Here is a 23,540-nt window from a genome sequence, read left to right on the forward strand (position 1 = left end):
ACAATCGGTCTGGACAATTTCTAAACGATGTTTCCATTTCGTAAAAATAAAAACGAAAACCGCTCTAGGTTTGAACTGCACCTCCAAATGTTAGACATCATCAACAATAAGGACCATCGTTCATATTAAGAGCGGTTTTTCAAATTATGTACGCATTATAAGTTGATCATACCATTGCTGGATATTGGCGTTAGGCACAATCCCAAGCTCATTCGAAAGATTTTCACATAGCTTATCAAACAACTTTTTCACTTCATATGTATTTCCTAACTCTGCCTGCAGCTTCATCGCTTCCCATGCAATTTCCTCATTAAACGGAAAACGCTCCAACGCGATTACATAGAAATGAAATGCTTCGAGAAGCTGTCCTGTCTGAACATGATATTGCGCGAGCTGCTTAGCAAGTATAAGCCATAGGGCTCGCAACCGTTCACGTTCGCTTTCCGCCCATATGTAATCATAAGCTTCTAAATAATCTCCATTGTATTGAGCAAACAGCCTATGATGGCGATCAATCGTATCTGTACGAACAGGCAAAGACTCTACCAGAGCTTGCTCCCATTGATCCATATCTAATGAAACGGTGCCTATTTCTAGTCGATAGCCATTGTCTATATATTTAATTTGAATATCCACATTGAGCCGCTTCAATGTTCTTCGCACTTGATACATCGTTGTGTGCAGCAAATTTGAAGCTTTTTCTAGATCACTATCAAACCACAGCACTTCTAGGATCGAATCCTTTTGCACCGTTTGACCGCGATAATGCAGCAAGTATGCAAATAATTCCTGCGCTTTTAGTGTACGCCATTGAAAGGACTGTACTTGATTCTGATCGTCTCGCAAATAAAGGCTTTGCATGCAGCATAACACATACTGCGGAGTCTTGTTATCTTCGGTCACAGATAAAAACTGCTTATGAAGTCTTTGTATGGTTACTGCAAGGCGATTGCGCTGTACAGGCTTTAGTAAATAGTCCAACGCATTTACCTCAAAAGCTTGAATCGCATATTCATTGTACGCTGTCACAAATACAATCCGCAGCTCAGGCTTTATTTCCATCAGCTTCTCAGCCAAAACCATCCCATTCATTTCAGGCATTTCAATATCTAAAAAAACAACATCAATTGCCCCATGCTCAGCCAGAATTAACGCCTCTCGTGGATCTTGAGTCATGGCTACAATATCAATATCGTTATAATCCTTCAAAAGACGGTTGAAGCTATGCAATGCTAACTTCTCATCGTCTACCAGTAAAACTTTCATGTGAACGAGAACTCCTTCCAAAGATATAAGGACCATCTACCTATCTTATAGTGAATACGATGGCAGGAACCGTTATGTTTCTGTCGAATAGGAAGAATTATGATGAAAATTAGAAAAAAATTATTTATTCTTTTGTTATTTTTAGTCGTAATTACTGGTATCCGTCTATTGTGGCTGTATGCCCTCTCCACCCCGAACCAGCCGATAGCGGCTCATGGGCAGTTTGATTTAACAGATTGGAATTTTGAGCAAGACGGGAACTTAAAATTAAACGGAGAATGGGAGTGGCATCCAAACGAGTTGCTAGATCCACACTCTAACCATGCACCTGAAGCGGAATATATTGATGTGCCAGGTAATTGGAGCGATGCACATACACCGCCAAAAGGAAGCCCGCAAGGATATGGCAGTTATCGATTACGCATCAAATTGAACGACAGCGATAATCAAATGCTTGCACTGCACGTTCCTGCCTTACCCACCTCTTCAGAGGTGTATGTAGACGGTAAACAAATCGCACACTCGGGAAAACCAGCTGCCTCCGCTCATTTGTATAAGCCGTGGGGTGTCCCTTATATCGCAAACTTTCAAACGGATAGTAAAGTAGTGGATATTGTCATACATATAGCAAACTATGAAAATGCATATTCAGGCGGGATAACGCAAGGAATTACACTTGGACTAAGCGATGCGATTCAGAAAAGAATGTGGATCGCCCTTGGAACTGAGATGACGGTGTTCATCATTATGATCATCCATACCATCTATGTTGTACTTGTCTATTGGATTGGCATACGGATTAAGGGCCTAGTGTATTTCGCACTCTTGTCGTTTAGCACAAGTATTTCGATATTAGTAGACGATCACAGGCTTCTGCTTCAGTTTGTAAATATCGATTATTGGTGGTCTATCAAAATACAGTTTTTGGGTTATTTGGGTTCATCGATAGCGTTGCTGCAAATGTCCAAGTCTTTATTTACCAGCTTCAAACGACCAACTTTAATCCGATGGTTTACCTTGATGTGTCTCCTTATGTGTTTATATATTTTTATTGCTCCAATCGATTTGATCACACCGATCATTCCGGTATACACACTCATTTTGTATACCCCGTTTCTTATTACGGTATGGGCAGCGTTGAAGGACGTTTTTTTAGACAAAGAAGATGCCATATATTTAGCTATAGGGATCGTTTGTGTAGCAGCCAACTTGCTATGGGGAATAGCAAAAAATGAAGGTTACGTCGACATGTATTATTATCCGATCGACATTATTATTTCGTTCCTGGCTTTTGTCGGCTTCTGGATTAAAAAATATTTTAGCACTACTGTACAACTCGCGCATACGACAGAACAGCTAACAAAGGAGCACACGCTAAAGGACGAGTTTTTGGCCAATACGTCGCATGAACTGCGAAATCCACTGCATAGTATTATCAACCTATCTCAGGATGTACTTGATTCAGATAAGGAAACGCTTAGCGATGAAAGCAAGAAACATTTAGAGCTGGTTGTTACCGTCGGACGCCGAATGTCAAACATGCTCACAGACCTGCTTGATGTAGCCCGTCTGAGAGAGAACCGAGTTCAGCTCCATGCATCGCCGATTGCAGTTCAGACGGTTGCCACAGGTGTGTTGGATATGCTGAAGCACATGACAGCAGGCAAGCCTGTTCGTCTCATTAATGAGATCCCGTTTGACTTTCCTGAAGTGCAGGCGGACGAGGAGCGCGTCATTCAAATTTTGTTTAACCTGCTCCATAATGCAATTAAGCATACAAGTGCAGGTACCATCTCTATCCGAGCAGAAGTGCGGAACAACACCGCGTACATTCATGTTGTAGATACAGGCATAGGAATAGAAGACGGTATGCAGCATCTGCTATTTCTACCCTACGAACAGGGAGAAAACAGTTCTTCCAGCGGACTAGGATTAGGCCTGCATATAAGCAAACAGCTAGTTGAGCTGCACGGCGGAACGATTTCCTGCAGCTCTGTCCCAGAGAAAGGCTCTACATTCACCTTCACGTTACCGCTAGCGGAATTCGTAAATAGCAGTGATCATGTAGAAGCCAATCTTGTTCCATTTGAGTCATCAAGACCACTTGCAAGTACTGTACGCTTGCCAGCTTCAGTAGATTCTGACCATGAGATCGCTGCTTCGATTGATAATACAGATAGGCCTACTCACATAGGTGTCGGTATTACGGTGCTTGCCGTTGACGATGATTCGGTGAATTTAGATATCCTTTCTAGAATTTTAAGAGCAGAACATTATCAAGTCATCACAGCAACAAACGGTAATGAAGCGTTGACGATGATACAAGAGAATGATGTTGATCTTGTTATTGCTGATGTCATGATGCCGGGGATTTCAGGCTATGAGCTAACTCGAAACATTCGCCAGCATTATTCTATTTCAGAGCTTCCTATCCTACTGCTTACGGCACGCAGCACGCACATCGATATCGAGACTGGCTTCCTAGCTGGAGCCAATGATTATGTCATTAAGCCGATGGATTCGATGGAATTGCGCTCAAGAGTACGTGCTTTAACTGATTTCAAGCATTCTGTGAATGAAAGATTGAAGATGGAGGCAGCTTGGCTGCAAGCGCAAATCCAGCCTCATTTCTTATTCAACACGTTGAATTCCATTGCCGCGCTTAGCGATATTGACATCGATCGTATGCGAGCACTATTGGAGGAATTCGGCCATTACTTGCGTGCCAGCTACGATTCTCGTAATGCAAAGCGACTTGTGCCACTGGAGCATGAAATTTCACTCGTACATTCTTATTTGTACATTGAAAAGGAACGGTTCGAAGACAGGTTGCATATCCAATGGGAAGTTGATGATACTGTGAATATTCATATTCCTCCTTTATCGATTCAGCCTCTTGTTGAAAATGCAGTTCGACATGGGATTATGAAACGTATGAAAGGCGGAACGATTACGATTCGAATTGCGAGTTGTCCAGATGGCGTAAACATATCCATCATCGACGATGGAATCGGTATGGAGGAAGAAAACGTGCGTATGTTGTTCGAACCTGCTGGGAACAGATCAACAGGAATCGGGCTTATAAATACAGATCGCAGATTAAAGCAAGCTTATGGAAATGGATTGCATATACACAGCAGACTTGGGGAAGGAACTGAAGTTAGTTTCGTTGTTCCACTTCGCAACGAGCGTAAATCGAGGTAATTCACTTCAACTATAGAAAAATAACGGGATTCCTCTTCACTAGAAAGGAGTCCCGTATTTGATTTTGTATTTATGTATAACATAGCTCAATATAGTAAGGCTAATTTGAAATGAACGGCGACTTCCGTATAAAATGAGCATCATTTTCATCCAGTACTAGCTGCCTTTCTATTCTACTTCCAATGCCATTTTTACAGATTCTAAAGCATGTATAATCGCAGTGTCAAATAGTGGAATATCTATATCATCGGCCTTTACTAGCAATCCAATTTCTGTACAGCCCAATATAATTCCCTCTGCGCCGTCTTCGATTAGCTGTTTCATCACATCGATATAGTACTGCTTTGACGACTCCTTAAATTCCCCACGGCACAGTTCTTCATAAATAACGCGATGAACAGCTTCCCGCTCTTCTTTCTCAGGTACGATAACTTTAATTCCATGCGACTCTACCCGTGATTTCACAAAATCTTGCTCCATCGTATACATGGTACCGAGTAAGCCTACAGTCTGGAAGTTGGCTTGTTGAATTTGATTAGCGGTTGCATCGGCAATATGTAAGACAGGAATAGACAGTTTGGCTTCTACTGAGGCAATAACTTTGTGCATCGTATTGGCACCGATTACAATAAAATCTGCGCCTGCTCGCTCCAATCCTTGTGCGGCATTTCCTAAAAGCTCGCCTGCTCCTTCCCAATCACCGTTTACTTGAAAACGAGCAATTTCATCAAAATCAACGCTGTACATCAAACATTTTGCTGAGTGTAATCCGCCTAGCCGTACCTTTACTTCTTCATTAAAGATACGGTAATAAAGCGCGGAAGACTCCCAGCTCATCCCGCCAATGAGTCCAATCGTTTTCATGTATAGCCCCTCCATCCACTCTGAGCATTCGTTCTACAACCAAATCTAATCTAGGTGGTTTTCGTTACTATTACAGAAAATTCTGGACTAGTCAACGTATTTTATCGCATGATCCCAAGCTGCCTTGAACGCCGCAACACTAGCAAATCTAAGCTCCCGATCCTCATTTACAGCACGAACTGCAACCTCATGCAGCAGTTTTCCAGCATCCCACTTTGAGAAAGAACGATCTAGTTCACCACCAAGTAACGCGAATGCCATTGCTCCCATCGTAAACACATTCGTGCGTTCATCAATAGGTGCCCCTAATGTAAATTCCTCAGGTGACATAAATCGTTTCGAACCGTAGAACTTGCCCATCTTATTGATTAAAGGCTTCTTTTGATAATAATCAATATCGCAAATTTTCATCTCGTTCGTTGTAAAGTTATAGAGAAGGCTTCCGTCATAGAAATCCACAGCTACATATCCGCTTGCCTCCACATGAACATGGAAATCAAAGATTCGTTCTAATGAAGCTAGTCTCGTTTCTACTGGCAGCTGCTTAAATCGATAGCACGGCGAGTCTGGATGCGTGTATTTTGCAGGCGGAGGAAAAGCCCAATGCGGATGCAGCGATTCGCCTTCGACCCATTCGAATATGGCCGCATAGCCTGAACCCACTTCAAAATGATCGATTAGTCTAATCAAGGTCGGATGACGCAATTTCTCGTACAAATGAATGGCTGCCTTCAAACTAGCTACTGCCGTATCTGTAATCCCCGAATAATGCTCAGTCTGGGCACCCGCATATTTAACGAATATTTTTTCACCGTTCCGTTCAACGCCAAAGCTAATATTGCCAGAATCCTGTTTATCGAACACCTTAAATACTCGCCCCAGTTTACTTAACCACCCAAAATCATGCTCGTTCTGTAATTGAAATTCAACCTCATCTAATGTAACAGTAACTAGATTATTTCCCATACGTTTCCTCCTCGAATTATAAAAAATATTATTCCATTCACTGAACTAAATGCCAACTGCCGAATCTCTTTCTACACGCAAAATAGAATAGAGCTCTTCTAGTTTCTGGATCTGATAAGTAGGTACCATATCCATCTCAATCGGCTTCATACTTGGATTGAACCAGCATGTGTCCAAACCTGCAAGCTGCCCGCCTCTTATGTCCGCGCTTAACGAATCTCCAATGATTAAAGTGTGCTCTCTATCAAATTCAGGGATTCGATCGTGCACAAATTTGAAGTATTCCTTCATTGGCTTCTGGTATCCTGTGTCCTCAGATACAAAAATAGATTTGAAATAAGGCAGCAGCCCCGAATCATGCAACCGTCTATACTGCGTTTTAGATACTCCGTTCGTCACAATATAAAGGTCAAATGTACGGTGCAAATTGGTTATCAACGCTAGCGCCCCGTCAATAAGCTGATGTCCTTCTTCCAGGTATCCGCGATATTTTTGTTCTAACAAAGCCCCATCTACTTCCTGCCCGCATTCCTGAAATAAGCGCGAGAATCGAGTATTTACAACCTCATCTCGATCTATTTTCCCTTCCTCAAAAGAACGCCACAATTGCTGATTCATTACTTTATACTTCGCTTCGATTTCATTCGTTAACACAACGTTCTGCCCTTCAAACAGTAAGCGAAGCGCTAATCTTTCAGCTGCACCGAAATCCAACAACGTATCATCTACATCAAATAATAAAGTCCTATACATTTTCAACATGATCTCTCCATCTCCCACTGGCTATAAACAATTACAAACTATTTCTATAAAAATGGGGTTAGACCGCTTTGGCAACCTGTTTCTGATCCTTTTCCGTCCCACCGCTTAATTTAAATACTAAAATGCCACCAACGATAATCAACACGCCGAGCAGCTGTTTAAAGGTAAAAGGAACTTGCTCAAGTCCGAACCAGCCAAGTGAATCAAATAATAACGCAAATGCCAATTGTGAAGTTAATACGATCGAGATCGCATACGTCGGCCCAAGCTGCTTAACTCCTTTCACGATACTAATAACAACACCTACTCCTATCATACCGCTAAACCAGTACCATCGCTGCATATTGTGCAAGGTAAACAGACCCGTACCTTCAACGAATAGGCCGATCAAGAAGGAAGCAAGAAACCCCATACCCAATACTAACGTTGTCGTAGCCCATGAGCCCATATGTTCATTCACTTTATTATTAAATATAGTTTGCAGACCAACCAATGAACCAGCAAACAATGCCAGTATGATTCCTACGATCATGGTACAACCCTCCTGCTTTCAACCTATTTTTCTATCAAATAAAAACAGGTTACTCATAAATACTCTCGCTTGCTAGCGCACGCAGTCCATCACGATTTTTTATCAAAATGCCACCCTTATTCCGCTCCACTAACCCTTCCGCACAAAACTGCTGAATGACCCGATTCAAATGGCGGTAACTTGTTCCTACCAAGTTCGCAGCATCTTTTAAACTGATCGTTCCCAGTTGACCATTAAACAGATAGCCAGATTCATCAGAAGAAATGGACAACAAATAACTGGCCAATCTCACTTCAACTGGATACATCAAATTAAAACTCATCGAATTCGATTTCACGCAAAACTTTTTCGTAATAATGTCGAGTAAAAAATTCAGCAGCGGCGCATAATCCTGCCCATATTTTCGCAGCCAACGATGATGGATAGCAATCATACTGACCGGAGAAACTGCCTCGACCGTATTGATAAAATCAATATTACGCAAATATTCAATATCCCCGATCACTTCCAGCGGTGTTTTGAAAGACAGAATAAGCGCTTTCCCTTCTGCTGAGGTCGTATATACTTTTATTTTTCCTTTAACAAGGATATACAAATAGTGCGAGGATTCCCCTTGAGTGCAAATAGACTCGCCTTGTTTAAAATGAAACAGCGATAAATGCGGCAGTAACGATTCATTAAAAATAGCTTTCAATTGATATGCCTGCAAATAATGCTCAAGCTGCTCTCGATCCTTCGCCTCTTGCATCGTGTTAATCCGCCCCCACCCTTATCTATCAATGTCGTCTCCTTTATTTTATCAAATTCCGAGAAGAATAACGCCCGTTATCATCATGCCGATTCCGATAAACTGCGGCAGCCTCATTTTCTGCTTCACTACACCGAACGCCCCTGTACTATCGATTAGAAAAGTTATACCAAGCTGTGCGATGAGAACGGCGGATACCGTCATCGTAACGCCAATTTGCTCCATCGCCGTAATATTTCCGAAAATGATAAGTGCTGCTAAAGCACCGCCTGTTACATATAGAGGCTTTACTTGTTTAAAGTTCTGCCATTTCCCATCACGGACAATAAGGAAAATAAGCAATGCCGTTATAAATCCTGTAAGCTGCGTAATGCTAGCCGCTTGCCAACTGCCAATGTCTTGGCTAATACGAGCATTAGCCACACCTTGCAGCGTAATTAAAGCTCCCCCTGCAATTGCAAATATGATCCCTCGCATGCTCCATTTCCCCCACTTGGTTTTGATTCTATTTAAAAGGAGATCGGCGCAAAGGAGGTAGGACATATGTCCTCAACTGAAAAAAAAACAAGTAGCTAGCCGCAAACAAAAAAATCCCTATCCACTCTTTAGCGGAAAGGGAGCTACATTATCATCACGTTAGCCTACTTTTTATCCACTTGGAGCAGCGAGATCTTTTTAATCGAATACGTATCTTTGATCTTATCTTCTGAAATAAAGTTTAGTTTAATGAGACTTGCAATTTTGGAAGGATCGGCTTTTGATAGCATACGCCAAACACTAGGATCAACAACTGCTGTATAAAGCTTGTTATCATCATATTCTTTTCTTTCTTGGTGAACGATCTTCACCTTGTACTGATCGAATTCCAATTCGGAAGCATGCCGTTCCGAGCAGTGGCTTACGATTTCACTTCGTAATTCCGACAATTGTTGTTCGATTTCCTTCTGCTGCTGCTTCAATTCATAATATCGCTGTACTTTCTGGTCCACTATATTCACGCTCCTTGCCTACATATGTATGCCAAGAAAGCAGGTTTAAGTCGAAGCACATGCATGGGTAACTCTTGGTCAATTTTTATGTAAACGTAATTCGTATGTCCATGATTTAGTAAAATATTACGTTATTTTCGTTCTAAATTCATTTGAACAATTAATAAGTATGGATGTAGGTCTTTCCTGAAAACAAGCCTATTCGTTCGAATGAATTCTTTTTGATAAGGAGCGAAGGATATTATGGAACAACTGACAATCAGTCCAAAACTGCAATCCTTTTTACAAGGCACGAAGAAGCTCTACATAAACGGTGAATGGGTGGAATCTGCACAACAAAAAACATTTACCTCTGTAAACCCCGCTACTGGCGATGTTCTCGCTACAATTTACGAAGCTCAAGAAGAAGACGTGGACAGAGCGGTAAAGGCAGCGCGAGAAGCATTCGATCACGGTGAATGGTCCCGCCTGAAGCCTGCTGATCGCAGCCGCTTGATTTATAAGCTTGCGGATTTAATTGAGGAAAATAAGCAAGAACTCGCTCAATTAGAAACGTTGGATAACGGTAAGCCGATTCGTGAAACAACGGCTGCAGATATTCCGCTCACGATTGAGCATTTCCGTTACTACGCAGGCTGGGCAACGAAAATGACTGGTCAAACGATACCAACAAGTAACCAATTCCATACGTATACTAGACATGAGGCGGTTGGGGTTGTTGGGCAAATTATTCCGTGGAACTTCCCGCTCCTCATGGCTGCTTGGAAGTTAGGAGCTGCGCTTGCAACTGGCTGTACGGTTGTATTAAAGCCTGCTGAGCAGACACCGTTATCCGCGCTGTACTTAGCACACTTGGCGCATGAAGCTGGCTTTCCTAAAGGCGTTATCAACGTCATTCCAGGCTTTGGAGAGACGGCTGGAGCTCCGCTGGTTCGTCACCCACAAGTCGATAAGATCGCATTTACAGGATCCACTTCTGTAGGCAAGCTCATTATGAGAAGTGCGGCAGATACAGTAAAAAAAGTTACGCTTGAACTTGGTGGTAAATCACCTAATATTATTTTCCCAGATGCTGATCTCACAAAAGCAATTCCAGGCGCCTTACAAGGCATTATGTTCAACCAAGGCCAAGTTTGTTCGGCAGGGTCCCGGCTCTTTGTTCAGAAGAAGCAATATGACAACGTTGTGTCTGAACTGGTAACTGCTGCAAGGAAAATCAAGCTAGGCTCAGGGCTGAATGTAAAGACGGAGATGGGGCCGCTCGTCTCGGCAGAGCAGCACGCAACGGTTCAGCACTTTATTGATAAGGGGCGTTCTGAAGGTGCGGAGTTGCTTACAGGAGGAAGAGTTCCGTATGAGCACGGATACTTTGTGGAACCTACTATTTTTGCAAATGTAGATCCATCTATGACAATCGCTCGTGAAGAAATATTCGGTCCTGTAGTTGCAGCGATGCCATACGATACACTGGATGACTTAGTTGAGCAAGCAAATCGCTCTGACTATGGTCTGGCGGCAGGTGTATGGACACAAGATCTTAAGCGCGCACATGAAATGGCCGCTAAGCTAAAAGTCGGTACCGTATGGGTAAACTGCTACAATGTTTTCGATGCTGCTGCTCCATTTGGAGGCTACAAGCAGTCAGGCTTAGGTCGTGAAATGGGCTCCTATGCTTTAGATAACTACACCGAAGTCAAAACAGTGTGGATCAATCTTCAATAGCAAGCCAAGCACTAGACAAAAGAAACACTATATTTCTATATTCTGAAATTTCTAAAAAGGGCTCTCCCACATGGGAAAGCCCTTTGCTCATGAAAATGATTAATGCCTATTCAGGTTGTCGACGTTTAATTGCTAACTTTATTTCTAATTAACTGCAATGAACAGCTCAATCCTCGTCTGCTGTCGCAGGTGCAATATGAGCGGATGCCCCTTGTGCACCCTGAGAAATGCCTTGAGCTGTACCCTGTGCAGACAATTCCGAAGCAAACTCGGATTGTGTCTCTTCAATATTTACGCCTGGAAACTTATTTAATTTCGTAGATTGTACTTCTGCTTTGGATACTTGATTGCTGGAATGTGTTTGTGTCATATTCGCAGATCCATCCTTCCATGAAGTAAATTAGATTCCGTACATTAGGATGGACTCCTTGCTCCTATTTATACTTTAGAAAATAAAGACATGACATGCTTCGCAGCTGCATGGTGACCACCAGCTTCACGGAAAGAATCCCCGATCTTCTTAGCGTTCTCTTTATAAGACGCATCGTTTAGTACTTGGAGCAAAGCGGACTTTAAGATCTCAGGTGTAAGACTGCCCTTGTCTAGCATGATTCCTGCTCCTAATTCTTGAACCCGAGCTGCCACATATGGCTGATCTGCACTTAAGGGAAGCATAACAAGTGGAACATTGTAATAGAGCCCTTCACTTGTACTATTCATGCCAGCATGTGTAATAAAAGCATCTGCATGCTGAAGAACTTCCAATTGCGGGACATACGGTTCAATTATAAATTGAGGAGGTATGCTGTCGCTTATCTCGCTTAAATCGGTATCTTTGCCGCAAGACAGTACAAATTGAGCGGGGATATCTTTAAAGGCTTCAAAACAAAGTTTATAAAACTCTATATCTTTATTTAAAATGGTACCCATGGAAATATAGACGACTTGTTCATAGTTGGAATGAAGTTGTTCGAGCGGGAAATGAGGAGCATCTTCACGAGATGCAATGGAAGGGCCCGTATATACATAGCTATCGTCAATCAAATCTGCGTAGGGTTGGAAGTAACGGCTTGTGAACACAATTTTATGCTGACCGATCATTCCAGCTATATCTTCAAAGGATGGTACATCAACATGAAGTTCCGCAGCGACTTGCTGGGCAGCATTCATAATTCTTTCGCATAGAGCGGCAACATCATAATCACCTGGGTCTATTGGCGGCATTTCTTGAACTGCTAATGTAGGAACAACAAAATGTGTAAGTGAGCAAATGGATGGGATGCCCAGCTTCTCGGATAAAATATGACCACCCCAGCCGAACATGGAGTCAAACATAAGGAAGTCAAAGGACTCATCTTTCGTTAGCCTCAAAATATCCGGAACACTGTGCTCGATAAAGCCACGCAGCATAAATTCCGTGAATTGGAGCGGGTGCTTAACATCTGTCAGACTAAATCCTAGCTCCGCAAGGGCCTGCTCATTTAACTTGTACGGCAGAAACTTGGCCCCAGTAGAGGTAATCTTATTGCGAAACTCCTCTGTACACATGTACACGACTTCTTCTCCGTTTTCAACAAGCTGCTTTACAAGCCCTAATGTAGGATTAACGTGACCTTCTGCTGCAATGTTAACATAAAGTATGCGTGCCATTTACTCCACCTCCATAATTTTGATGAGGCAAGCTCACATCTGCACATCCTATTGAACTTTCATTAATAACGTGATCAAGCCCCCACCATTCAAATGCTTGCATTGGATAATATCTCCATATGTCAATGATAAATGATGTTGAATATATGAAGCAATATGATCACCCCCATTTTGCGCACTGATTTATGTTATATTGCGAAAATGTTCACAATCTAGCAATTAAAAACGGCCACCCTCGCTTAGAAGGCAGCCTTCGTTTAAAGTATTAGACCTTTTAAACTTTTGAGAACAATGACACAATGCGATTCGCAGCTTCTTGATAGCCACCTGCATCCCGGAAAGAGTCTCCGATTCGATTAGCGCTCTCTTTATAAGAAGCTTCATTTAGCACTTTCAGCAAAGCAGCCTTCAACAATTCAGGAGTAAGGTTATTTTTATCAAGTGCAATCCCTGCTCCTAGCTCCTCTACCCGTTTCGCTACAACCGGTTGATCGGAGCTTAATGGGATCATAACAAGTGGGACATTATAATACAAAGCCTCACTTGTACTATTCATACCCGCATGTGTAATAAAAGCATCCACTCGCTGTAAAATTTCCAACTGTGGAACATAAGGCTCAATGATGAAATGATGAGGAATGCAATCGCCTAGCGGATCTAAATCCGTGTCTTTGCCACAGGACAACACAAATTGAGCTGGAATGTCTTTAAAGGCTTCAAAGCAAAGTTTGTAAAATTCCACGTCTTTGTTCAAAATCGTACCCATCGAAATGTATACGACTTGCTCATAACGGGAGCGAAGCTGCTCAAAAGGAAAATCAGGAGCATCTTGACGAGGTATAATGGAAGGGCCCGTAAATATAAAGCTATTATCAAGCTTATCCGCGTCAGGTTGGAAATATCGGCTGGTAAATATGAGCTTATATTGCCCGATTTGGCGTGAGACCTCTTCGAAAGAAGGAACATCAACGTTGTATTCGGCCCCTATTTCTTGTGCAGCATTTGTAATTCGGTCACGTAAAGCATCCATGTCCAAATCAATAGCATCAGACGGCATTTCGAAATCTGGTACATTCGCGATAACAAAATGTGTGATCGAGCAAATCGATGGAATACCGAGCTTTTCTGCTAAAATATGACCTCCCCAGCCAAACATGGAGTCAAATAGGACGAAGTCAAAAGATTCGTTCTTTACAAGCCTTAATATTTCAGGAATATGAGGCTGAATAATGCCGCGTAACATAAATTCAGTGAACTGCAGTGGATGTTTGACTTCTGTAGGACTAAAACCTAGTTCTTTAAATATTTCCTCATTCAATTGATACGGCAGGAATTGGGCTCCGGTCTGCGCTAGCTTGTTCCGATATTCCTCCGTACACATGTAGACAACTTCTTCACCATTCTCAACTAACTGCTTCACTAATCCTAATGTCGGATTTACGTGACCTTCTGAGGGAACGTTTACATACAGTATGCGTGCCACTTACTCCACCTCCGATTATTTTCGGGGCAAGTTCACTTCTACCTATGAAGTTGTAATTCTCAATCTATGCGTGAGCAAGTCCCCAGCTTCTAGATACAATTATGGCAATGACCACCATACTATGATAGATCAGCTTGAAGGAACGATCAACCTCATCACGCTCCTCACTGTCATTGCCTCATTTATGTAAAGGAATATAAGCAAAATGGCTATCTCCCTTTTAATAGGAGACAGCCATAGATGTTCACGATGTGCAGCTATACTTTCAAAAATAAAGACATCAAACGATTGGCAGCTTCTTTATAGCCACCAGCCTCGCGGAAGGAATCCCCGATTTGTTTAGCCTGCTTTTTATACGACTCCTCTTGAAGCACTTGTAGCAAAGCGGATCTTAATCCTTCAGGAGTAAGGCTATTCTTGTCCAAATAAATTCCCGCTCCTAACTCCTCTACCCGCTTAGCCACTATGGGTTGATCCGAAGTTAGTGGTATTGTGACAAGCGGCACATCATAATAGAGCGCTTCACTAGTACTATTCATACCAGCATGAGTGATAAAAGCATCCACTCGTTGCAAAATTTCTAATTGGGGAACATAAGGTTCGATAATGAAGTTAGATGGGATACAATCTCCGATTGGATCTAGGTCAGTCTCCTTGCCACAAGATAATACAAATTGAACCGGAATATCCTGAAAGGCTTCGAAGCAGAGCTTGTAAAATTCCACATCTTTATTCACTATAGTGCCCATGGAAATGTATGCGACTTGCTCATATCGGGATCGAAGCAGTTCAAATGGAAATTCAGGAGCGTCATGACGAGGAGTAAGGGAAGGTCCAGGTAATATAAAGCTATCATCTAGCTTATCTGCATCTGGATGGAAATAGCGGCTCGTAAACACTAGCTTACTTACGCCATGATGGAAAAATACATCTTCAATTGCTGGAATGGTAACTTGATACGTATTGGCAATTCTCTCTAACGTACTTGTTGTCTGTTTATGCAGCGCTTCAATATCCAAGTCGCCATGAGCATCTGCGGATTCTTCGAGTTCCAGCGGTTCCGTAAAAACAAAATGTGTAATTGAGCATATGGCTGGAATTCCAAGTTTCTCTTCTAAAATAGATCCACCCCAGCCGAACATCGAATCATAAATAAAGTAATCAAATGATTCATTCTGCACAAGCCTCAATATTTCAGGGACATGGGGTTCAATAATGCCACGGAGAATAAAATCGACGAATTGAAGCGGATGCCTCGCTTCTGTAGGCGTAAAACCAAGTTCATCAAATAAATTTTCATTTACTTGATAGGTTCGAAACTCCGCCCCAGTCTGTTGAATCCTCTTCCTATAACCTTCCGTGCACAGATAAACAACTTCTTCTCCGTTGTCGACTAGCTCCTTCACTAATCCGATTGTCGGATTAACATGACCTTCTGAAGGAATGTTTACATACAGTATGCGTGCCACTTACTCCACCTCCATCAATGTATGGGGCAAGTTCACTTTTGCATATCATGTTGTAATACCAATTCTATTCGTGAGCAAGTCTCCCATCTTTCTAGCACTTCAATGTAAATAGTCACCATATTATGATAGATCAGGTTGTAACGATGATCAAGCTTATCACTATGAATTGCTCTCCATGCTCCATTTTCTAGCATGGGAATTGTTGACAGATAGAATAGCCATCCCAATTAGGGGACAGCCACCGTTATGATCAAATATAGCATTTCTTGTTATTTTATCTTGGACATGAAGTAGTAATAATGGTTCATAGTAGCTTACAAGATTCTATTTGTTACACTTTCGAAAATAGAGACATAATACGATCAGCAGCCTCTTGATATCCACCAGCACTTCGGAAAGAATCTGCAACCATCTTCGCACGCTGTTTATAAATTGGAGTATTTAACACTTTCAGCACTGCCAATTTAAGCATTTCAGTTGTAAGTTTCTCTTTGTCTAACGTAATAGCGGCTCCTAACTTCTCTGCCTGCTGTGCTACAGCTGGCTGATCTGAGCTTAGTGGAATCGCGACAAGCGGCACACTATAATACAAAGCTTCGCTTGCACTGTTCATGCCTGCATGGGTAATGAAAGCATCTGCTCGCTGAAGAATATCCAACTGAGGAACGTAAGGCTTAATCATAAAATTATGAGGGATATCCTCTCCGAGCGTGGACAAATCTGTATCTCTTCCGCAAGCTAAAACAAATTGAGCCGGGATGTCTTTAAATGCTTCAAAGCAAAGTTTATAGAATTCGATATCTTTATTCAAAATGCTGCCCATGGAAATATAAACGACTTTATTATATTGCGAGCGAAGTTGTTCAAGTGGAAACAATGGATCATCAGGGCGCGGTGAAATGGAAGGGCCGGTAAAGATGTAGCTATCGTCATACTTTTCCGATTCGGGTTGGAAATAGCGGCTTGTAAATACGACTTTCAGTTGACCATACTGACGAGTAATATCATCTAACGTAGGTACAGCCACATTGCATGCTAACGCTACCCTTTCCGCTGTATCCGTTAATCTCTCGCATAGAGCTTCAACATCAAGGTTATCGTCTGCTTCTTTCATTTTAATAACATGGGATACAGGCTTATCAAATACAAAGTTTGTAGCGGAGCAAATAAGTGGGATACCTAGCTTCTCTCCTAATATAGCCCCACCCCACCCAAATAAGGAATCAACAATGACGTAATCAAAGGAATCATTTTCAATTAATCGTAACACTTCTGGAATAATGGGTTCAATCATGCCTCGGAGTACAAATTCGGTGAGGTGATGTGGATGTGTATATTCGGTTGGACTAAGGCCAAGTTCTACAAATAGTTGTTCATTGATTGGATAGGCTCGGAATTCCGCCCCTGTCTGGGCCAGCCTATGTCGAAATGGTTCTACGTTCATGTAAACAACTTCTTCTCCGTTGTCGACTAGCTGCTTCACCAATCCTAATGTTGGATTCACATGACCTTCTGCTGGAATAGTTACGTATAACACCCGTGCCACTTACTCCACCTCCATTAATTTATGGGGCAAGTTCACTATGTAATTCTAGTTGAGGAGCATCCTATAACGTGAGCAAGACCCCGTTTCCATAAGCAATGTTGAAGACGCTCCTAGAGCATATATCAGTTCGGGCATATGTTCAAGCTTTCCAATAATCGAAAACACAAATCTCCATTTACAGAAAAATCCACTTCAATATAACTTCAGATCGCCTCCCCCACGACAATGGAGGGAAACAACTCCAGCGGTTGTGGAAATGTAGTAGATAGCCGAAACCGACGGGGGAAGAATTTATCGAAACACCAAATGAAGAGGTTTGAGCCTGCCAGGCCGTATCCTATATACTCGCGAGTAAAACATAGAAAAAATGCATCTATTATTGGTAAAAATGAAAAGATAGTCTTGATACGCCGCGGCAGCTGACGTTCGAGCAGGAAGAGCAATTCAAACATACGGTGATCAAGCATTTCTCCGCATGAGATCGGTTTACCTCCAAATTTAACTGGACGCTGCATTTGAAGGTACATCAAATGCGAATTTCAATTGACATACTCGCTTCAAGGTGCTGCCAATTGGGCAAACCGACTGAATAGCGAATCATTCCCTCGACCAGCAAACTATCGGGGCGTGAAACTACTGGCTACACACAATTATGAAACGGGTTAGATTCTTTGGACCGAAGATGAGCAATATAATGCCGAGACTTTTTCAACTTTTTTCCGATAGATCCTTTGTGCCTAACTAATCAGAAAAATCGTGATGGTGTTGGATAACGTCCGGATTCATCATACTCGTTTTTGCTGCAGCCTTTCAGGGTGAGAACCAGAATCGGCTAGAATTGGTTTTGTTATCACCGTACAGACCGAAAATAATCTGGTTGAAATGGTTACAGTCCCTCAACAACGTGTTGAATTGACCACGGCATAACTCTTTATAAATAATGTGGTGAACCTTTCCCTGTCTTCTTTTTCAGTTACGATAATGTTTATTTCATAAAACTCTTCCCCTGATAACAAAAAATCTTCTTCCATCGCATAAATAGTGTCTAGTAACATAGCTTTTGTAGACCCGCCTTTTTAATCTGATTGGCAGTTGCATCTGCAATTTGGAGGACAAGAATTGTAATCTTCTCCACAACTGCTTCGTTGGCCTGGTGCATGGTATCGGCTACGATTAAAATAAAGCCGCCCCTGCCCGCCGTTGAGCTCTGGCTGTTTCGTCTAAACACTCCCCCGCACCTTCCCAGTCATCCTATGTCTTAAAACGTGCAATTTCATCAAAATCAACACTGTGCATTATACACTTTGCGTAATGCAGCCCGCCTAGCCTCTGTTTCACTTGTTCAATGAAGATATGGTAGTATTGTATGGAACATTCCTAGCTCATCCAGCTATTGAAACCAATCATTTTTGTACCTATTTGATCTGTTCAAGCTACGAAACAAAACTGGAAGAATCTAATTAGTTTTTTTCGTTACCATTATTTCTTAGCTTGAGGTTATCAGCTACTTTCACAGAAACAACAGACCTAGTCAATACTTTTTAATCAATTTGTACAGCTCGCTTGTGGGCACATCTCGTGAGAAGGGATATCGGTCGAACATTAGTAGGACTCAAACCCTCTAAAATCCTAACTTAAATTAATATCAGTAATAATTCCTGTCCGAAGGGCTAGCCCCCATCCAAAGACAGTTTCTTCATTTTTCACTTCTGCTCTGACCACATTTATACCAGATTTCCATTTTACTCGTATTGAAGTATGATTTGCACGGATTCGACCATCATAATTAGGTGGATCCCACTTCCAAGTACCTTTAAAAATTTCATTTTCATTTACCCACAACCGGAGTACATCACTATATCCAAAGGACATGTCTGATTGAGTTGCTTCAGGCAGATAGAATGAACTTATGGCTTGTATTACATTGTTTTTCTCGCAAGAGTAGAGCCTGTTAAAGTTAATCGTTCCATTATCCTCAACAACTACTTTAGTCCAAGCAAGTTCCTCAAAATTAGCTGCATCATCTTGATTAAAGTAGGGTTGTGATACTGACCATTCAGTTAAAAAATCAATATCCAGTTCATTTTTCCTTACTGCGCACGAAATATTATTTTCAGTGGGGATTTCTAAAATAGACAGATTACGGATATAACACGGTAAATAGCCCCATACTCCTATTTTCCCAATAGAACTGCCTAGTTGAACCTTAGGAATAATAAGCTGCGGTGAAGTTGTTTCACCGACAAATACACTCACGGTGTCGGGATCTACTTTAAGTGTTAGCTTGGTCCATTCACCAGTAAAAAAAGGGATATCAATTTGATAATGTGGTCCATTATAAATTTGCCAAGTAGAAGATCCATTCATATAAGGATCATACTGAATTTCACCAATTCCTTTGTTTCCTGGAGAAACATAAATAAGTTCATAATTAGATTGATCTTTAGCACCAAAAACTAAGCCGATAAATGCTACGACATCTTCTGGAATAGCAACTTCTGCTTGAAGTAAAAATGAATGATAGTTAATCTCTTCCTTTAGCAAAACAGCAGTTCCGCCTTCTTCAAAGTAAAGCGCCTCTTTTCCTTTAAACGATGATTTAACTGCTCCAGAAGTGCCGATATGAAATTTTTCCAAATCATCAACTAGATTCCAAGATAGTTTGTCTGGTTTTTCGCAGTTCATTTTACCACCCCAAGCCTTATTTATCGTTATATACAGAAAACTCCCAAAGAGAGTAGCCAAACTTCGTGGCCCTCTTTTCACAATAAATTCTAATGTATTGTGCCTGATTCGGTATTTTAGTTATCTCTTCCTCTTTTCCTTTACATGTCTCTGCATAATGTAAATCTATCCAGTTTTCAAAATCATTCGAAATTTGGATACGATATTTAATGGCATGTGCCGCTTCCCAATGCAGCCTAATTCGATTAAATTCTTTTGGAAATCCTAAGTCAATAACAATCCATTCATGATCGTTGTATAAACTACCCCATCTTGTACTCGTATCTTCATCAACGATATGATAATGAAGCCGATCTAAATCTTCAAAAGAAGAAGCTATAACAGGTTTACCATACGACAAATTACCAAATGTTTTTTTCGCAGTTGTTCTAAACGACACTTCCTTGTCAACTAAGCTCTTCAGACCATATTTATTTACACTTTTAATACGTACGACATAGTTCGTTTCAGGAAGTAATTCACTAATAATATAAGTGTTTTGTTTACAAACATCTATTAATTCTGAGTTAATATAAATTTCATATGTCATGTTCTCAAGTTTCTCAACTTCAAGATCACTCCATACTAACCATGCACTAGTGTCAGTCCTATACTTTATATAAACTTCTGATGGCGGGTCAGGATTCATAATCAGAGAGTCAATTTTATTACCGCTTAATATTTCATTTTTAATCCCATTCAAAAATTCAACTTCTAATGTGATAAGCGTATCTATCTTTTGAGCAATGCTAGAGAGTTCTTGGTTTGAAACACTCGTTTTCAAGTACATTTTTAAATAGAGCTGCTTTAGCACTTCCATCTGCCTATATATTTTATTAGAAATCTCTACAAGGTAGTTGGAGTACTGATTATTACTGATAAACGTAGAAGTTAATTCTCTAGATAAAGATGCTACTCCAAAGAAAAAGATTAGATTATCAGTTGCAATAGAACGATCTAGTATCTGCCGTTTTAAATGTGCATAGCAACTAAAGTCATCAGACATTTGTAACATTCTCTCTTGGAATAGATGTTTTAATGTTGGCCTTCGACCAGTTTCCTGAATTCGATAATATAAATAGTAGTTATCTTCGACATGATTGTAACCATCTTGAATAATTTTCGCATCATACTCATACTCATATGGATAATCGAATAATTTAAACGTGTCTTTATGCTTATCATAAGAGATAATAGCTAGAGAATGATTACCATCTTGTGGACTTTGCACCATATGTGGAATAAAGCGATTTAAAACGCTAAGTTGAACAGTATACCCTTCGTTCAATAATTGAATAATGTCTGCTTTTCCATTTTGAAAATTCTCAACAACTATATCTTCTTTAAAAATACCCACCTCATCATTAAATGGCTTGAGCTCCCAATTATATTCCCAAGGGGTAAGTCTATTAACCACCATTTCTTCATAAATAGAGGTGACCGGTTCATAAGCGTTCCACATTAGTGGAGTAATATCTACTCTGAGTGCCAAATATTTTAATGCTTGTGACTTCGAGCAGGCCAGATAATTATAAAAAATTGGCTTTTCTATGATTTCCATGAACACACCCCTTTAATGGTTATTGGTCCAGCTATTGTACAACGTTAGATCTAGAGGAGTATCTACTTCTAACCATGTTTCCTCAATGGGAACGCCAGAAATGTCAAAGTGATTTTTAATCAACAAACTTAATAATGAGGTAACATCTAACTTAGCAATGTAGCTTTCGAGCTGCATATTTAAAAATTGTTTAATTTTATTCCAACTTTTCGGGTTCACTTTAAAGAGTCCAGCAAACTGCCCTTCGATTTCTGAGGTGACTGTTGGAATCCCACCTATCTCTTTAATTAAATTATTTTCGCTGAGCTTAAATGTCTCTAAATCAACCAACGGATCTGAGAAGCGTTGACTCCACAGATCCATAAAATGAGTAGTATACGCGACTGAAAAGGAGTAATTATCATTAAGTAAAGCTGAAACTGCTCTTTCAGTATAAAAAATATCAGAATAAGAGATAATACAATCATCTGATTCCAACCACGGTTTGGCCATCATTAAAGAACTTACCATATTTGTTTTAGACCAATTCGAATTATAGAATTCTGTCACACCTTCTAATTGCAGAAACTCTCTCCGATAGCCAGTAACTATAGCAATTTCTCTTATCCCTACATTCCTTATTGCTTCGAGCTGCCAATCTATCAAACGTTTACCCCAAAGTTCTAAACAAGACTTTGGCATATCATTTGTTAATTCTTTCATACGACTGCCTCTGCCTGCTGCTAATATTATTGCTCTCACAAATTAGCACTATCCTTTCTTCGTCCTAGCCATCCATATCTTGGTTGTATATGGCACAACAAGCTCTTCAAGGTTTAAACTACATAAGAAATCTTCAATATGAGCAATAATCTCTTCGAATTTGGCACCAGCTTGACGATGAAGTGTTGCATGAGATTTCCAAGCATCAATACAGTTACTGACTGAAATCGTATGCTCCACAGCACCTTCAATAAGCGTCACATTATCAAACAATTTACTTTCATTGATCGTGTTTGTCTGATCCTGCCTACGAGATCCATAATCATACTCAGATATATGAGTTTTAATTATTTTCTCTATTTGTTGTTGTATTTCATCTTCTAAATTACGGTGATTCCACATACACGCGAACCAACCATCCCGCTTCAATATTCTGTTTGTTTCCACTAATGACTCACTTTGATTAGTTACATTAAAAGAAGAACCGAATGTTACCAACTGAAATTGATCATTACTTAAACTCGTATTCTCAGCAATAGCATTAATCCATAATACTTTTGGATTATACAGTTGCGTTCGTCGTTTTCCGTGAGTAGCCATACTTTCGTTTGGCTCAACTGCACAGACTTGGAACCCCCTTTCAGTAAGCATCACGGTAAGATGGCCTGCACCTGCACCAATATCACATATCAAATCACTTTTTTTAACGTTCGAAATCTGAATCATTTTTTGAATAGCATCTTTCGCATAATCCGGACGTTTCAAGTAAGTGCGTGCCATTTCTGTGTAATCCCACTCTGTTTTCATTTTTTTCCTCCTTTGAGATATTTAGTTTCTCTCATATAAAACGCGATTAGCTATTATTTGCTCTACTATAGCTTCAGGTGTTAAGACTCCATCATTAAGGATTACGACATCTGGCTTCTTGGGCTCCTCAAAAGGCATATCCACACCAAGAACGTTAGTAATCTGTCCTAGTAGAGCTCTACTGTACAATTTTTTTTGATCACGTCTGTAGAGCAATTCCATTGGAGTATTTAAATAAATTTCACAATAATCAAGAATATTTTCCCTGTTCCAAGCTCTGACCACATCAAACATCGATATTGTTGCACAAATAACACTTATGTTTTGATCCGAAATCAATTTACACAATCGAGAATTGCGCATAGCGCTTTTCTTTCTATCCACGTAAGTATAACCAATATCATCACCAAAAACTTCACGAAGCGAATCTCCATCTAAAAGTACTACGCTTTCAATACATTTCAGTCGCTCATAGAGAGCTGCAGCTACTGTCGACTTACCTGCCCCAGATAAACCCGTTATCCAATATACTGACATGTAAAACA

The 23,540-nt window shown here is 40.7% G+C and carries 21 protein-coding genes; 2 read left to right on the top strand and 19 right to left on the bottom strand.

The window, feature by feature from the left end:
* Positions 1 to 144 precede the first annotated feature (144 nt).
* Positions 145 to 1,266, bottom strand: a complete 1,122-nt coding sequence (locus tag FPZ44_RS11015) for a response regulator (RefSeq protein WP_261378292.1) — start codon at positions 1,264 to 1,266, stop codon at positions 145 to 147.
* Between the two features lie 99 nt (positions 1,267 to 1,365).
* Between FPZ44_RS11015 and FPZ44_RS11020 the strand changes: the two genes are divergently transcribed.
* A complete protein-coding gene (locus FPZ44_RS11020) occupies positions 1,366 to 4,470 on the top strand; it encodes an ATP-binding protein (protein WP_144990110.1) in 3,105 nt (1,034 codons plus the stop codon).
* A gap of 168 nt (positions 4,471 to 4,638) precedes the next feature.
* Here the strand turns inward: FPZ44_RS11020 and FPZ44_RS11025 are convergent, their stop codons facing one another.
* The 7 genes from FPZ44_RS11025 to FPZ44_RS11055 form a co-directional block, all read right to left on the bottom strand.
* A complete protein-coding gene (locus tag FPZ44_RS11025) occupies positions 4,639 to 5,334 on the bottom strand; it encodes an aspartate/glutamate racemase family protein (protein WP_144990112.1) in 696 nt (231 codons plus the stop codon).
* Positions 5,335 to 5,421: 87 nt separating this feature from the next.
* Complete coding sequence (locus tag FPZ44_RS11030) at positions 5,422 to 6,300, bottom strand: protein kinase family protein (RefSeq protein ID WP_144990114.1); 879 nt, start codon at positions 6,298 to 6,300, stop codon at positions 5,422 to 5,424.
* A 45-nt stretch (positions 6,301 to 6,345) separates the two neighbouring features.
* Positions 6,346 to 7,059 carry a YjjG family noncanonical pyrimidine nucleotidase gene (locus FPZ44_RS11035; protein WP_144991797.1) on the bottom strand — a complete coding sequence of 238 codons (714 nt, stop codon included), beginning with the start codon at positions 7,057 to 7,059 and terminating at the stop codon, positions 6,346 to 6,348.
* Positions 7,060 to 7,120: 61 nt separating this feature from the next.
* Entirely contained in the window at positions 7,121 to 7,594 is a 474-nt protein-coding gene (locus FPZ44_RS11040) for a DMT family transporter (protein WP_144990116.1), read from the bottom strand.
* Positions 7,595 to 7,643: 49 nt separating this feature from the next.
* Positions 7,644 to 8,342, bottom strand: coding sequence for a Crp/Fnr family transcriptional regulator (locus FPZ44_RS11045; RefSeq protein WP_144990118.1), 699 nt, complete (start codon positions 8,340 to 8,342; stop codon positions 7,644 to 7,646).
* Positions 8,343 to 8,393: 51 nt separating this feature from the next.
* Entirely contained in the window at positions 8,394 to 8,819 is a 426-nt protein-coding gene (locus FPZ44_RS11050; RefSeq protein WP_144990120.1) for a DMT family transporter, read from the bottom strand.
* Positions 8,820 to 8,983: 164 nt separating this feature from the next.
* Positions 8,984 to 9,331: a hypothetical protein gene (locus tag FPZ44_RS11055; protein WP_144990122.1), complete on the bottom strand. Its 348-nt coding sequence runs from the start codon at positions 9,329 to 9,331 to the stop codon at positions 8,984 to 8,986.
* A gap of 243 nt (positions 9,332 to 9,574) precedes the next feature.
* On the opposite strand from FPZ44_RS11055, the gene FPZ44_RS11060 reads away from it, so the two are divergent.
* Positions 9,575 to 11,053, top strand: a complete 1,479-nt coding sequence (locus FPZ44_RS11060; protein ID WP_144990124.1) for an aldehyde dehydrogenase family protein — start codon at positions 9,575 to 9,577, stop codon at positions 11,051 to 11,053.
* Positions 11,054 to 11,219: 166 nt separating this feature from the next.
* Here the strand turns inward: FPZ44_RS11060 and FPZ44_RS11065 are convergent, their stop codons facing one another.
* From FPZ44_RS11065 to FPZ44_RS11115, 11 genes are all read right to left on the bottom strand, one after another.
* Positions 11,220 to 11,423 (bottom strand): hypothetical protein, encoded by a 204-nt coding sequence (locus FPZ44_RS11065; protein WP_144990126.1) that lies wholly within the window; start codon positions 11,421 to 11,423, stop codon positions 11,220 to 11,222.
* 68 nt (positions 11,424 to 11,491) lie between these two features.
* Entirely contained in the window at positions 11,492 to 12,703 is a 1,212-nt protein-coding gene (locus FPZ44_RS11070) for a macrolide family glycosyltransferase (RefSeq protein WP_144990128.1), read from the bottom strand.
* 274 nt (positions 12,704 to 12,977) lie between these two features.
* Positions 12,978 to 14,186 carry a macrolide family glycosyltransferase gene (locus FPZ44_RS11075; protein ID WP_144990130.1) on the bottom strand — a complete coding sequence of 403 codons (1,209 nt, stop codon included), beginning with the start codon at positions 14,184 to 14,186 and terminating at the stop codon, positions 12,978 to 12,980.
* A gap of 257 nt (positions 14,187 to 14,443) precedes the next feature.
* Positions 14,444 to 15,655 carry a macrolide family glycosyltransferase gene (locus FPZ44_RS11080; RefSeq protein ID WP_144990132.1) on the bottom strand — a complete coding sequence of 404 codons (1,212 nt, stop codon included), beginning with the start codon at positions 15,653 to 15,655 and terminating at the stop codon, positions 14,444 to 14,446.
* A gap of 331 nt (positions 15,656 to 15,986) precedes the next feature.
* Positions 15,987 to 17,201, bottom strand: a complete 1,215-nt coding sequence (locus tag FPZ44_RS11085) for a macrolide family glycosyltransferase (RefSeq protein WP_144990134.1) — start codon at positions 17,199 to 17,201, stop codon at positions 15,987 to 15,989.
* Between the two features lie 1,045 nt (positions 17,202 to 18,246).
* Entirely contained in the window at positions 18,247 to 18,429 is a 183-nt protein-coding gene (locus FPZ44_RS11090; protein ID WP_144990136.1) for a hypothetical protein, read from the bottom strand.
* Between the two features lie 401 nt (positions 18,430 to 18,830).
* Positions 18,831 to 19,886 (bottom strand): hypothetical protein, encoded by a 1,056-nt coding sequence (locus FPZ44_RS11095; RefSeq protein ID WP_144990138.1) that lies wholly within the window; start codon positions 19,884 to 19,886, stop codon positions 18,831 to 18,833.
* A 16-nt stretch (positions 19,887 to 19,902) separates the two neighbouring features.
* Positions 19,903 to 21,486 (bottom strand): discoidin domain-containing protein, encoded by a 1,584-nt coding sequence (locus FPZ44_RS11100; RefSeq protein WP_144990140.1) that lies wholly within the window; start codon positions 21,484 to 21,486, stop codon positions 19,903 to 19,905.
* Between the two features lie 12 nt (positions 21,487 to 21,498).
* Entirely contained in the window at positions 21,499 to 22,227 is a 729-nt protein-coding gene (locus FPZ44_RS11105; protein WP_144990142.1) for a phosphocholine cytidylyltransferase family protein, read from the bottom strand.
* Positions 22,228 to 22,236: 9 nt separating this feature from the next.
* On the bottom strand, positions 22,237 to 22,995 hold the full coding sequence (locus tag FPZ44_RS11110) for a class I SAM-dependent methyltransferase (protein WP_144990144.1): 759 nt from the start codon (positions 22,993 to 22,995) through the stop codon (positions 22,237 to 22,239).
* Positions 22,996 to 23,016: 21 nt separating this feature from the next.
* On the bottom strand, positions 23,017 to 23,532 hold the full coding sequence (locus tag FPZ44_RS11115; RefSeq protein ID WP_144990146.1) for an adenylyl-sulfate kinase: 516 nt from the start codon (positions 23,530 to 23,532) through the stop codon (positions 23,017 to 23,019).
* Positions 23,533 to 23,540 lie beyond the last annotated feature (8 nt).

The sequence above is a fragment of the Paenibacillus agilis genome (assembly GCF_007786455.1).
Taxonomy (GTDB): Bacteria; Bacillota; Bacilli; order Paenibacillales; family Paenibacillaceae; genus Paenibacillus_B; species Paenibacillus_B agilis.